The sequence below is a fragment of the Eisenbergiella sp. OF01-20 genome (genome assembly GCF_003478085.1).
Classification (GTDB): domain Bacteria; phylum Bacillota; class Clostridia; order Lachnospirales; family Lachnospiraceae; genus Eisenbergiella.
In genome coordinates this window covers 1-13,446 of the sequence record NZ_QUES01000034.1, presented here as the reverse complement: position 1 = coordinate 13,446, position 13,446 = coordinate 1, and the positions used below count along the sequence as shown (strand labels likewise).

Annotated in this window: 17 protein-coding genes; all 17 read left to right on the top strand. The window is 45.9% G+C overall.

From position 1 onward, the window contains the following. Positions 1-538 (top strand): CbrC family protein (locus DXA36_RS33665; RefSeq protein WP_243114747.1); only part of this gene is annotated, 538 nt, incomplete at its 5' end. A 15-nt stretch (positions 539-553) separates the two neighbouring features. Beyond that, entirely contained in the window at positions 554-1,333 is a 780-nt protein-coding gene (locus DXA36_RS25985) for a hypothetical protein (protein ID WP_009255084.1), read from the top strand. A 26-nt stretch (positions 1,334-1,359) separates the two neighbouring features. Beyond that, a complete protein-coding gene (locus DXA36_RS25980; RefSeq protein ID WP_007862356.1) occupies positions 1,360-2,235 on the top strand; it encodes a hypothetical protein in 876 nt (291 codons plus the stop codon). Continuing rightward, the gene (locus tag DXA36_RS25975) at positions 2,232-3,110 is read left to right on the top strand and encodes a DUF4261 domain-containing protein (RefSeq protein WP_007862355.1); all 879 of its coding nucleotides are present in this window, start codon (positions 2,232-2,234) and stop codon (positions 3,108-3,110) included. The genes DXA36_RS25980 and DXA36_RS25975 overlap by 4 nt, the downstream gene beginning before the upstream one ends. Continuing rightward, positions 3,111-3,251: a hypothetical protein gene (locus DXA36_RS33150; protein ID WP_007862354.1), complete on the top strand. Its 141-nt coding sequence runs from the start codon at positions 3,111-3,113 to the stop codon at positions 3,249-3,251. A gap of 28 nt (positions 3,252-3,279) precedes the next feature. Next, on the top strand, positions 3,280-4,242 hold the full coding sequence (locus DXA36_RS25970) for a helix-turn-helix transcriptional regulator (protein WP_007862353.1): 963 nt from the start codon (positions 3,280-3,282) through the stop codon (positions 4,240-4,242). 131 nt (positions 4,243-4,373) lie between these two features. After that, on the top strand, positions 4,374-4,742 hold the full coding sequence (locus tag DXA36_RS25965; RefSeq protein ID WP_002569119.1) for a helix-turn-helix domain-containing protein: 369 nt from the start codon (positions 4,374-4,376) through the stop codon (positions 4,740-4,742). A gap of 11 nt (positions 4,743-4,753) precedes the next feature. Then, the gene (locus DXA36_RS25960; protein ID WP_002592912.1) at positions 4,754-5,368 is read left to right on the top strand and encodes an ImmA/IrrE family metallo-endopeptidase; all 615 of its coding nucleotides are present in this window, start codon (positions 4,754-4,756) and stop codon (positions 5,366-5,368) included. A 104-nt stretch (positions 5,369-5,472) separates the two neighbouring features. Next, the gene (locus DXA36_RS25955; protein ID WP_002592913.1) at positions 5,473-6,009 is read left to right on the top strand and encodes a hypothetical protein; all 537 of its coding nucleotides are present in this window, start codon (positions 5,473-5,475) and stop codon (positions 6,007-6,009) included. 300 nt (positions 6,010-6,309) lie between these two features. Beyond that, entirely contained in the window at positions 6,310-6,858 is a 549-nt protein-coding gene (locus tag DXA36_RS25950; RefSeq protein ID WP_006059623.1) for a sigma-70 family RNA polymerase sigma factor, read from the top strand. Positions 6,859-7,345: 487 nt separating this feature from the next. Next, positions 7,346-7,726, top strand: a complete 381-nt coding sequence (locus DXA36_RS25940) for a type II toxin-antitoxin system PemK/MazF family toxin (RefSeq protein WP_002569115.1) — start codon at positions 7,346-7,348, stop codon at positions 7,724-7,726. 30 nt (positions 7,727-7,756) lie between these two features. Beyond that, positions 7,757-7,984, top strand: coding sequence for a helix-turn-helix domain-containing protein (locus DXA36_RS25935; RefSeq protein ID WP_002569114.1), 228 nt, complete (start codon positions 7,757-7,759; stop codon positions 7,982-7,984). A 104-nt stretch (positions 7,985-8,088) separates the two neighbouring features. Continuing rightward, entirely contained in the window at positions 8,089-8,526 is a 438-nt protein-coding gene (locus DXA36_RS25930; protein WP_007862347.1) for a helix-turn-helix domain-containing protein, read from the top strand. After that, on the top strand, positions 8,504-9,895 hold the full coding sequence (locus DXA36_RS25925) for a tyrosine-type recombinase/integrase (protein WP_007862346.1): 1,392 nt from the start codon (positions 8,504-8,506) through the stop codon (positions 9,893-9,895). The genes DXA36_RS25930 and DXA36_RS25925 overlap by 23 nt, the downstream gene beginning before the upstream one ends. Positions 9,896-10,630: 735 nt before the next feature. Then, a complete protein-coding gene (locus DXA36_RS25920; protein ID WP_006776320.1) occupies positions 10,631-11,686 on the top strand; it encodes an AAA family ATPase in 1,056 nt (351 codons plus the stop codon). A gap of 180 nt (positions 11,687-11,866) precedes the next feature. After that, positions 11,867-12,418, top strand: a complete 552-nt coding sequence (locus tag DXA36_RS25915; protein WP_006776319.1) for a hypothetical protein — start codon at positions 11,867-11,869, stop codon at positions 12,416-12,418. A gap of 322 nt (positions 12,419-12,740) precedes the next feature. Further along, the gene (locus tag DXA36_RS25910) at positions 12,741-13,151 is read left to right on the top strand and encodes a plasmid mobilization protein (RefSeq protein ID WP_006776318.1); all 411 of its coding nucleotides are present in this window, start codon (positions 12,741-12,743) and stop codon (positions 13,149-13,151) included. Positions 13,152-13,446: the final 295 nt, after the last annotated feature.

The window sequence follows — 13,446 nt, the reverse complement described above, 5'->3', positions numbered from 1 at the left end:
ACGGCAGGCCCAGCTGGGCCTCCCCGCCTTCCGGTATCACCCAAACCCTCTGGAAACTGGGGCTTTTGAGGAATCCGCAGACGGCGTTGTCTGCGACTGCTGTGGCAAGACGACCCATATTTTCTATACCAATCCGTTCTTTTCAGTGGAGGATATTGCATATCTGTGCCCAGAGTGCATCGCCAACGGCGAAGCAGCCCGGAAATATGACGGTAGTTTTCAAGATGATTTCTCTGTGGACGATGGTGTAGACGATCCGGAGAAGCTGGACGAGCTGATCCACCGCACCCCCGGCTACTCCGGCTGGCAGCAGGAATACTGGCGCGCCCATTGTGGTGACTATTGCGCCTATTTGGGTAATGTGGGAGCCAGAGAACTGCGGGCACTGGGTGTGCTGGAGGAGGTGCTGGACGACCCGATGTGGGACGATGAGCAAAAAGAAATGATCCGGGAATCTGTCAATGGCGGGCATCTGCAATGCTATCTGTTCCAGTGCCTCCACTGCGGAAAACACCTGGTCTGGATGGATTTTGATTGAAAAGGAGACATTACTATGGGACTTGACATCTACGCCGGGACGCTGACCCGGTACTATTCTCACAACTGGAAAACTGTTGTGCAGCAGTGGGCGGAGGAAAACGGATACTCTTTCAACCGCATCACCCCGGACGGGGAACCTGCTGATAAGGAGGAAGAAATGTCCCCGGCTGAGGTCCAGGCGGCGGTGGAGAACTGGCGGGATCAGATCTTGAGCGCCATTTCTCAGCCGGGCCAGCCCCCCTACGCTCCCTGGCTTGAAAATAATGAGAAACCTTATTACACCGACAAGCCGGATTGGGATGCCTTCGGCGCTATGCTGCTGGTGGCCGCCTGTCGTACATACGAGGAACCGGTGCCTTCCACCGTGGAGAAGGACTGGATCTTCGGGGAGCATCCTCTGGTCGCCCGCCTTGCATCAGATGAGGAGCGGGTGTGGTCCCTGTTTCGTGGGGCTACCTGGTGGCTCCCTCTTTCTGACAGCTTTCTGTTCCAAGGGTCCTTGCCTACCGATGACACCGCCGCTATCGCCACCTTGGGCGGACTGCGGAAGGAGCTGGAAAAGCTGAACCAGCTGGCGTGGCAGGCCGATGAGGACACTATCCTTGGCTGGGCAGACACGGAGGGATACCCGGTAGACGGAACCGTAGACTCAGATGGACAGTACAGCAAGGCAGACATCCCGGAACACACCCAGTATGACACTCAATCCCTTGCCAAGTTTGCCTTCTCCATGTTCTGGCGGGCCATGCGATTTGCCGAGGAGCAGCAGGTGCCTATCCTGCTTGACTATTAAAGAGAATTCGTCAGGGGGTGGAGACCGTGGAACAAAAACGGCCGGCAGATATAATTCAGGAACTTCTGGACTACCTGTGGAACGGCCTGGGCCTGGAGGAAAAGGGCTGGAAGCGTCTGAAAAAGGGCGACTTCAAAAAGAAAATGAAAAACGGGCTGACCTATCAGATCTGGTTTGACCGGAGCCGCTACAACTACATAGACTACGAAATCGGCCATGGGAATGTGGAGGTGGGCTTCAGCTGTATCATAAAGCAGGGAGATGACTACCTCTACTCTTTCAGAATTGAACCCACAACAGGCGGTTCATTCTTTCGGATGCTGACAGAGGACCTGCGGCTGAACACCGGGCTGCTGGACACCTTTCTGCCCCTGGTCAAAGCCAACTACCTCGACTTCATCGACCGCTTCGAGGCAGACCCCGTGGAGGCATTACAGCCGGTCTGCGCCCCCTTCACCGAGGCGGAGGACTACAGCTGGTTCATCTATGTGCGGGAGCAGATGGTGGAACGGTACGGAACGGCGGAGCAGATGGAGGAGTACCGCCGTCAGGCGGAATTGCGCGGAACGCCTGGACACAAGGCAAAGAACTGGATGGGTTCGATGTTGTTCCACCTCTCCCACGCCAATGATGTGGATCAAGCCTGGGCCTCAAGCCGCACCAGAGAGGAACTGGACCAGGTGGTGGAACCCTTTGTGCAGGCCAAGCGGCAGACAGGACAGTGGACACAGGAGGATGAGGCGGGCTATCAGCTCTACCGGCAGGAAACAGATCCGAAGAAGCGCACCTTTCGGGTATGGTATCTCATCGCCAACCCCCGCGGCCTGCCGAAAGAGTTTGTCCAGAAAGAGCTGGAGTTTCGGTGGAAACTGTTCCCAGAAAAGAAGGAGGAACCCAAATGAGCAATAAAGCTTTCCAGCAAAATCTGGACGACAAAAAAGGCCCCCAGCCCGGAGGTCCCTATCTCATTCAGATGCTGTTCAAAGAGCCGGTAGAAATGCCGGATAAAGAAAAAATGACTGCCATAATGGAGAAGCACATCGGATCAACAGAGTGCTTCTGTTATGATAAGAAAATGGCCGGCTTTGCCGCCCTGGATCATGTCGCGGAATTTCAGGACGGCAAGTACCCGGTACAGCTGATGGTGATGAAATGCGACAAGTTCAAGGGCAAAGGCTTTGATGCCTTTCTGATGAGCCAGATGTGGGACTGCCAGGAGGACCGTGACCGGATCTTCCGGGAGTGCAAATATCAGGTGGTGGCCACCGATATGCTGACTGCGGCGCTTCCAGCGCTGGAGCGTGCCAACCTGGATGCCGACTTTCTGGAGGCTCTGGCAGAGCTGTACCCCACCTGTGAGGCGTTCTATTTCCAGAACTGCGGCAAGCTGTTTCTGGCAGAGGATGTGCGCTCCCATCAGATTGAGGGGCCGGATCGGTTCATCCGCTTTGGCGTCAATGTCCGTTTCTTCAACATCGAGGGCACGGAGGATATGCTCATCGACACGGTGGGCATGAGCACCCTGTTTTTGCCGGATCTCCAGTACCACTTCCACGGCATGGACCCCAACTGGGTGGTAAACCACGCCTATAATGCAGCGTCCTATATTCTGGAGCATGATAACCCCATTCAGGATGGGGAAACCATAGACGGCGTGGCGGATAGCCAGATGTGCCGGGAGGTCCAGTGGAAGTGCCAGTATGAGGACTCCCTGATCCAGCCGCCCAGAGGGGTGCTGGACATCAACATGGGAAACTATGCTTCGGGAGGACGCTGAATGAATGGCGTTGTGCTCCTGGCAGGCGGACTTCTGCTTGTGGCGGTGATCAAGCTGATTATAGATCGAAATTGGATCGGCCTGCTTCTCTGTGCTGTCGCCCTGCTTCTGGTCTTTGGGGCTGGACACCATACAAAATAGGCCATTTTAAGAATCGAGGAGGTGAAGTATGCAGAATTCAACAAATATGCGGATACTGGAATTACTCCGGTTTCTCTATGAGAGGACCGATGAAAACCATCCCGCCACAGTATCTGACATCATTGCCCATCTGAATGGAAAAGGAATTCAGGCAGTGCGGCAGACTGTTTACGCAGATACCAATGCGCTGATCGATGCAGGGATTGATATTGTGGTGGTCAAGAGTACCCAAAACCAATATTTTATGGGAAGCCGACCGTTTGAGTATCCTGAACTGAAAATGCTGACAGACGCAGTAGCATCCTCGAAGATCATTTCTGCCAAGAAATCCGAGGAACTGGTACAGAAATTATGCCGTCTGACCAGCACACATCAGGCAGAACAGCTTCAAAAATTTGCTGCTTTATCCAGCCGTGTCAAACCGCATAATGAAAAGGTTTACTATATCATTGATAATATCCAAACAGCGATTGGAAACCATCAGCAAATTCGGTTCCAATACTATGAATATACTCAGGAAAAAAAGAAAATCTTAAAGCACGATGGATATTATTATGTCGTAAATCCCTATGCGCTTGAATGGAAAAATGACCATTACTATTTGATTGGATTTTCTCTGAAGCATCAGAAAATTGCTCACTTCCGTGTAGATCGGCTAACAAGTGTAGAAAATCTGGAAACTTACTTTATGCCGATAGAGGGATTTGATGTAGCCTCCTATACAAATAAAATGGTTGATATGTTTACATCGGAGTCATCGAAGGAAGTAACCCTTCTATGTGAAAACGAATTGATGAGAGTAATCATAGATCATTATGGAGAAGATGCTGCTGTTGATAGGTATGATGATACACACTTCACAGCCAAAATTGAAGTGAACCCCAGTGGAACTTTTTATGGCTGGATATTCAAATTCAAAGGGAAAATAAAAATTCTCTCTCCCAAAGAGTGCATTACGGAAATGCAGCAAATCGCTCAGGAATTTATATAGCGCAAAAGAGGTGTTATTGATTTTTAACACCTCTTTTCAAATGAAATTTTTATCCTTGAAGTGAACAGATGTTCGATATACAATATAAGCAAGATGTTCGCAGTTCGTCGAACAAATGAGAGGTGAATGCTGTGGGCAATATAACTTTTGGATCATTTATAGCCGAGAAACGCAAGGCGCACAAATTCAATTTACGCGATACAGCCAAGCATTTGAATATTGCTTACGGTTATCTGTGTGATATTGAGCAAAGCCGCCGTCCTGCACCCAATGGAGATTTTGTGGAACGCATCTCTGCCTTTCTGAATTTGGATAAATCAGAACATGAGTTGCTTTTGGATCTGGCTGCAAAATCACGCAATACAGTATCTGCTGATTTGCCAGACTATATCATGGAAAAAGATATTGTTCGGGCAGCCTTGCGTGTGGCAAAAGAAGTAGATGCTACCGATGAAGAATGGCAGACATTTATGAAAATGCTAAAGGAGCGTAAACGATAGGGGGGAGAGCTTTGTCAATTCCACAAATCCGTACAGAAGCAATCGAGGCAGTAGGGCGAAAAATCCTGATGGAATATGATCCCTCTCTGCTATCCGGGCAACCATGTCCTGTGCCAATCGAAACCATTATCGAGACAAAGTTTGATCTAATCCTGGAGTTTCATACACTAAGAAAAAACCCCAAGATATTAGGGGAAACAATTTTCGATGACGGTGCTGTTGTCTTATATGACCAGATACAGAGACAGTATCGAATGATTGCAGTAAGAGCCGGTACAATCTTAATTGATGAACGGCTTTGTGATCCGTCAAAATTAGGGCGGCTCCGTTTTACCTGTGCCCATGAGCTGGCTCATTGGGTACTACATAAGAAGTTGTACTCTGGTACTGGAGATGTTGCTGCTTATAACGGAAATGTTTCTTCCGACGAAAGTCATGGCATAATTGAGCGTCAGGCGGATACTCTGGCTTCTGCTCTGCTGATGCCTTTACCGCAGATCAAAAAATGTTTTTACCGGCTTAAAATAGGCCGGACAGATGAACAGCTCATTGCTGAAATGGCAAATATTTTTGAGGTTTCCAAGCAAGCAATGCAGATTCGTCTAAAATCCAGAAACCTGATATAACCAAATGGGGGAATAGAGAGAGGCACTGCCCTCTCTCACGCTCCTCTGCTATGCTATTTTGTACCTAATATGTTCGCAATATTGCGAACAAGGAGGGATGTTCTATGAGAAAAGAAAGCACAACAATCCAAAAATGTAACAGCAGGCTAACAGCTTTGGGGCTTAACAGCGACGCTGCGTTTCATAGAAGTAAGCTGATTCTAAAGATTTACCGTGATGTAGTCTGGGTTCTGAGTGAACGGGCAGAAGAATTACAAGAAACTGCTTGGATTATGGGAGAACAAGATATAGAGTCTGGCCTCTGCTATCTTGAAAATTTTGCACCAGATATTGAACTGCAAGCCTTTGAAGAAAAAGTTTGCTGCCTTGTTCAAAATCAAATGCTAGTCAATATTATTGACCGTGCACTCCTTCGTCTGAAACGGTATCCGGATCGAGGAGAACTTTACTATGAAATTTTGACTAAGCAATTTATCTATCGGTTCAACAGTACAGAGAAAGAATTGCTGGAAGAACTAAATATAGAGCGCAGTGTCTTTTATGACCGAAAACGAGAAGCCATCTATTTATTTTCTGTTTGCTTGTTTGGATATTCTATTCCAGAAGTCCTGGAGGAGCTGCCCCGACTAAATCCCGACTAAATCCCGACAAATCCCCGACCTAATCCCTACTCCCTTCCGACTTCCGACCTGCTATACTTGTTATAGTGGCAGGAATGCGCTAAATTGAATACTTTTCTACATAAGGCCCGGCATTAACCGGGCTTTTTTCATTCCTGCTGCAATATGGCGGCAGGAACATGGCTGGAGGTGAAAACACTTCCGGCCTTTTTCTTTGCCCGGTATTAGGAGGCCGGTATGCGCTGGGAGGCGTACATAGCAAAATATCCATGACACCGTTCAAATTCGCTGACTACCAAGAATTTGAACGGAGGAAAGGATATGACGAGAGTATTCATTTGGAAAAATAACAGCCCACAGGAATGGGAGGAAATCAGTTTTTCAGCGTTCAGTAAGGCACGCCGCAATGGTTGCTTTACTGGGCGCTTTTTTGTTGAAACAGTCAAAATGTTCCGTGATGAAGATGACCGCATTATCATGGAATGTTCTCGCAAAGATTTTGAAAAATACCAACAGGAGGACCGCCACAGCCGCTATCTCCAGGAACATGAGAAAAGTCGCTCTATATTCCCGGCTTCTCATGTGGGAGATCGTGACGGCACAGAGGAAGGTTATCAGGATACAGATTTGTTTGTGGATGAATCTGTTGATACTGCGGAACAAGCTATTCAGAATTTACTTCTTGAGGATTTACACCAAGCTCTATTGAAACTGAGTCCAGCAGAACGAGATTTTATATTGTCCTATTATGAAATGAAAATACCAAATGCAACTTGTTTAGCCCAACGATATGGTATTACTCGGCAAGCCGCAGATAAGCGATTGAAAAAAATTGAAGAAAAAATAAAAAAGTTGGTTGCGATTTTCTAAAAAAGTGGCAGTAGCAAGTGAGAGGGAAATCCTTTCACTTGCACCTTGACAACCTCATATACGAATCATTAAGTTTGATCCTCTTTGGGCGTAATAGCCGCTACATCAGCGGTATATTTTCTGAGAGCTGCCACTCGCATAACAGGCCAACCCATTTTTGCTGTATAGATGAGTTTTCGGTTTATCAGAAATATATCAGGCTGGAATACATCGGATGGCATCCGGTCATGGCATAACAAGGAGGAAAGCTCTCTTACAGCCATAGTCCGAGCGTGATAATAACCGTCGCAGGCCATGGGTAAGACCAAACGAAGTGGAGGTGAAACTCCTGAGAAGCAGGCCAGCCACCTGCGGCTTAATGATTACCCAAATCCCTGGGGTGTCGTGGACAAGTAAGGGATAAAACAGGCGCTAAATTGAAGGAGACTCTGTAATTTGCAGAGCCTCCTTCTTACATAATCAAATCTCAAAACATAGGAGGATGAACATGAAAGAAGATTGGATTTATAAGCGTGGGGATTTATATTATGCCAATTTGAACCCTTATTTTGGATCAGAGCAAGGCGGCACCCGTCCTGTCCTGGTTCTTCAAAACAATGTGGGGAATTTTTTCTGCCCCACTTTGATCGTAGCTCCACTCACCAGTAAATGGATTAAGAAAAAGGAGCTGCCCACACACTATGCACTGGAGAGCGTTCCAGAGCTTGGACTGAAATCTGTTGTTCTGCTGGAGCAAATTAAAACGATTGATAAAAGGCGTGTTTTATCGTACATTGGGCGCGTATCTCGCGAAGAAATGAGAGCGATTGATGATGCTCTGCAAGTTAGTTTAGATATTCATATTCCGGAGGAAATGGAGGCTCCGTAAGGCCACTTACCGGATAAAGGAGGCGTTTTTATGTTTGAAGCAAGAATTGCGGAATTGAACCGCTTTAATGAACAAAATCCTGTCAGCTATGACAAAAGAACCTATACGGTCGATGAGATTCAGGACATTCTGGGTATCAGTCGTCCCACAGCATATAATCTGGTAAAACAGGGTGTATTCCACAGCGTCAGAGTCGGCGGTCATATCCGCATTTCCAAAAAGAGCTTTGATGACTGGCTGGATCACGCAGATGAATGATTTGTCAAGGATGCCGATCTCCAAATCGACATCCTTAACTTTTTTTCTGCTTTCTCTTACAATGAGGCCATAGCAAGAAAAACTTTATAGAGGAGGCAAAAGCCATGCGAAAACAAAGAGTAAAGACCAGTATGTCTGTACCAGAGATGGGCAAAATGCTTGGGCTTGGTAAAGTAGAATCCTACTGGTTGGTTAAAAAGAACTATTTCAAAACAATTCAAGTGGCCGGACGAATGAGAGTTATGCTGGATAGCTTTGAAGATTGGTATGCCGGCCAGTTCCACTATAAAAAAGTGGATGGTACACCGCCCGGAGAGAAATGGAGGCATACTACGATGTCAGTTCCGGAAATGGCGGATCTTTTGGGGCTGAAATCTGGCACAGCTTATGACCTTGTTAAAAGGGGCTATTTTGAGACGACCTTGATTGATCGAAGAATTCGTATCATTACCAGCAGTTTTGAAGCCTGGTATCAAAAGCAAACTCATTATGTGAAAATCTCAGAAAGGAGCAATGAAAATGGCATCTATCGTGAAGCGTAAAAGCAAATATTCTGTGGTGTATGATTACACAGATGAAAACGGAAAACGCAGACAGCGTTGGGAAACCTTCAGCACAAATGCAGAAGCAAAAAAACGAAAAAAGCAAATTGAGTATGAGCAGGACTCTGGAACCTTCTTTATTCCTACGGCAAAGACCCTGAACGATCTGCTCGATGAATATATGTCCATCTATGGTGTAAATACCTGGGCAATGTCAACATATGAAAGCCGCCGTGGTCTGGCGAGAAACTACATAACTCCTATTATCGGAGATATGTTACTATCCGACATCACTCCAAGGATGATGGATAAGTATTACCGTGATCTGCTCTCTGTGAAAACGGTAAGCGTCAACAACCGCAAACCCACAAGCGAATATCTGACCCCGCATACAGTAAGAGAAATTCACAAGCTACTTCGCAGTGCCTTTAATCAGGCGGTGCGTTGGGAACTAATCAGCCGTAACCCTGTCCTGAATGCGACACTTCCCAAAGAAGAACATAAAGAACGGGATATATGGACTGCCGAAACGCTGAGCAAGGCTATGGAAGTCTGTGATGATCCTATCCTCTCCCTTGCCTTAAATCTGGCGTTCTCCTGCTCTTTACGCATTGGTGAAATGCTGGGCCTTACCTGGGACTGCATTGATATTGCACCACAGAGCATAGAAAATGGTTCAGCTTATATATTCGTCAACAAAGAGCTGCAACGGGTTACACGAGGTGCATTGGACGATTTGAGCGACAAAGGTGTTATTAAGAAGTTTCCACCTTGCATAGCCAGTACCCATACTGCTCTGGTCCTGAAAGAGCCTAAAACCAAAACCAGTATTCGCCGCGTGTACCTGCCGAAAACAGTTGCCTATATGCTGGTAGAGAGAAAAAAAGAAATTGATGAGCTGATGGATCTGTTTGGAGATGAATACATCGACAATAACCTGGTCTTTTGCTCCAGCAATGGCCGTCCGATGGAAAGCCAGGTGATTAACCGTGCTTTCAATAAACTTATCAAAGAAAACGGACTGCCTCATGTTGTATTCCATTCTCTCCGTCACTCCAGTATCACCTACAAGCTGAAACTCAATGGTGGCGATATGAAATCCGTCCAGGGCGACTCTGGTCATGCTCAGGTAAAAATGGTTGCAGATGTCTACTCTCACATCATCGACGAGGATCGCTGCATAAACGCTCAGCGATTGGAGGAAGCATTTTACTCATCCAAGACTCCTGACCCTGTTGAAGATACAGAGCCTAAAACTGCGGATACTGCCGTCACTGAAAGTGATGAAAGTGATGCAGCGAAGATACTGGAACTGCTTAAAAATCCCGAAACTGCCGCACTGCTCAAGCAGCTGGCAAAAGCTTTATAAAGTCCCTCCCTCAGAAGAACGCCTCTCACTTTGTGAGAGGTTTTCTTCGTTTGAACCACTTTGCACAGTGACCAAACACTTTTTTTGTTAGCAAGGTTCTGAAAGCATTTTTGAGCGATGTTAGCAAATTCGCGATTTTGTTTGCAACTTCCTCTAATTTCTGCTAACAAATGTTTGCAAGTTCCTTTGGTAAAAATCGAACCTCTGACTTACCGCCTTTCTTAGCAAAAGGCCAAATCTCGTTAGCAAATGTTAGCAAACCAAGGTTTTTTGCAAAAAAGCCACAAAAGCCGCAGAAATAAGAAAAGCCGAAAACCCTGATAAATCAAAGGTTTTCGGCGTGTTTGCTGGCGTCCCTGGCGGGATTCGAACCCACGGCCTTTCGCTTAGGAGGCAAATCGAGGCTTCCGGGTTATCCGTTTTGTAACGGATTCGTGACGTTAGTGCCCGGTTTCTGTATTTTCTCCGTGACGATTATAGAGACATCAAGCCGATTAAAACTGGTTATCACGGCTTATACTTAAAAACGCAACTGTACAAATAGCTTGATGTCTCTACAAAATATCACTCACTAAACCACAATTTCGTTTATCGAAGTTGTGGTTTTCTTTTTACATGAAAAAAGCTTCTGTATAGGCAAATACACAGAAGCTCAGACCATGCTATGAAATACAATATACCACATTATAGCATGGCGAATCTCAAAATACAATAGTACGCAAAGGAGTATTCGCAATGAATGAATCGACTACAAATATGAGAACCGAAGAAGCGATAAAAGAAAAAATAAAGGAGAGCCGCTTTGAATCCATCAATGGAAAAGACTTGATGGAAATGGACTTGCCGCCGCTTCATTACACCATCAGTACCATTTTACCGCACGGTTTCTTTATCCTCGCCGGAGGTGCTAAAGTTGGTAAATCGTGGCTTGCCGAGCAGATATCCTACGCTGTTGCCAGTGGTGGGCAAATCTGGGGCTATCAAGCCATACAGTCCGAGGTCTTGTATCTCGGTCTGGAAGATACCGTAACACGCTTACAGAGCCGTTTTGAGATGCTTGAAGCCTATGAGGGTATGGAGAACATCCATTTCGTTTTAAAGGCAAACAGCATCACTTCCGGCGTTGAGGAAGATATCCGTGATTACTTAACGCAGCATCCCAATATCAAACTGGTGGTCATTGACACGCTCCAACATATCAGAGGGAATGAGTTTGTAAAAAACATCTATGCCGGGGACGTGGAGTTTACCAACATCCTGCGCCAGATAAGCATGGAGTTTGACCTTACCATCCTTGCGCTCACGCACACCAACAAAGGCAAGCACGATGATGATATCAGCAAGATTTCCGGCAGCGAGGGCATGGCAGGAGGAACAGACGGGAACTGGGTGCTGACAAAGAGCAAGCGCACCGACACCAGAGCCAATCTCACCATTTCCAACCGTGATACCGAAGCCTTTGAATTTGCCCTTGAATTTGACAAAGAATCCTGCCGTTGGAACAAGCTCACCCGTGACGAATCTGTTGTCAATGAAAAGGAGCGGTTCTTACACGCTATCGTTAATTTCGTCAAAGCAGAGGAAGCACACCATTGGGAGGGGACGGCAACAGAGCTGCTGACAAACTTACAGGCACGAGAGCCGATTCTTGTTAGTTACAGTGCTGCTGTGTTCTCAAAGAGCTTGAAAGCAGCGCAAGATTCGCTGAGAGAGATCTATGGGGTTTCTTATGTGAGCGCATTCCATAACAAGAAAAAATGGATAACCCTTGACTATATCGAAGTCAAGTAACTACGGGTACTACGCCAGCACCGTTGTTTTTCATAGGACGATGAAGAAAAATTACCCGTAGTCGGATTTCTGAGGACAACGGCAAAATTCTACCGCTTATCCTAACGGAAACAACGGCGCACCCGTAGTTGCCGTTGTCCTCAGCTTAAATCAATCTATTTTATAAGCAAAGGAGACGAAATGAGAGATTACAGTTCACAAAAAATTGAGATTGAAACCATAAAACCAAGAACCATAACAGTGAATCTTTCCAATGCAGATGTGAAACGCCTTGCCGAAAAATCCGGCGAGGGTGGGTTGACAATTTCAGAGCTGTTGGAGAACTTCATCGGGGATTTGGTAGACGGAACATATTCCAACGGAAGTGATGAACGGATGTATGCGGAACAGTGGTATCAGCGTTGTTGGTTTGCCATGTTTTCGGATGATACATTTCTGAAATTTTTGCTGCTGTGGGGGGATTTGGACGATTATATTGATTTGATGGATGAACTTGAAAGCAATAAAAAAGAAATGGCGGAAATGACAGCCGATGCCGAAGAATACTCCGCTGAGGAACGGGACGAACTGCAAGAGTATATCAATGAGTTGCAGAAAGAAATTGATTATTATTGGGGCAAATTTTTGGAGCGAAAACGTCAAAAAGAATCCTATGTTTTTGAAAAAGAAATCGAAAATATTATGGCGTGGAAATCGCAGCTTGATACAATTCTCGACCCCGAAAATCCATAGCAACACATTATTAGCAAGCAGGGGGAAAATGTACCCATTCCCTCATACTTGCATATAGCAAGCATGGGGAAATTGTACCCACTCGTTGTCCATTATTCTCCCTATACTTGCAATAGCAAGCATAGGGGAAATGTACCCACTCGTGTCATTTTCCCACTTGTTAGCCGTTGCACTGGGGCAACGCCCCCTAATACCCCCACCTGTACCATTTTGCAAAACGGCAAAATGACTGTCCCACAGACGGCACAACAAAACTAAAACCACTGACGAACAATTTTGTAATTTCCTCACGGTGAGGAAGTTTTGAAAGGAGAAGTAATAAATGGCTGAAAAAGATAGAGTTCGCACAGAGCAATTCCGTTTTACTTTGCTTCCAGAGGAAAATGCTATGCTCACAAAAAATGCTTTTGAGTACGGCTTATCGAAATCGGAATATTTAAGAAAACTGATTCTTGCAGAATCGTTGACGGGTAAGCAGTGGCACATGGATAGAGACCAGGCAAAGCAGTTGATTTACGAAGTGAACCGCATTGGAAACAATGTCAATCAAATTGCTTATAACACAAATGCTGTTCGATTTTCTTCTAATAAGGATTGGGGAGAACTCCAAACAAAATATTTTGAGTTAATGACACTGTTTTGTCAGTTTGCGTTGCGAGAGAACGGAGAGGAAAAACTCTGGTATAAAAAGATTCTGGAACTGATGCCAAAGGACGATTCCTCAAGTGTATAATAATCTCTGTTTTCTAACCATGGTAGAAAATACGCTTGTAAGATGATGATGCTATATGATAAAATGAAACCAACAAATCGATATTTGAGATATCCCTCCTTTGTCCTTTTATGGAAAGTGTTAAAGGTCAAGAACGCACAGGTCAGAGGGCAAACGAGCATGAAGTTCGACAATAAGCGACACAGGAGGGTGAAAGATGAATGGTTTTTCGGTAATGGCAGAGAGCTATAAGAAGCTGATGTAACAGGGTAAGATTGAAAAAGAGATACGCATATATGAGTTTTTGGCTACTTGC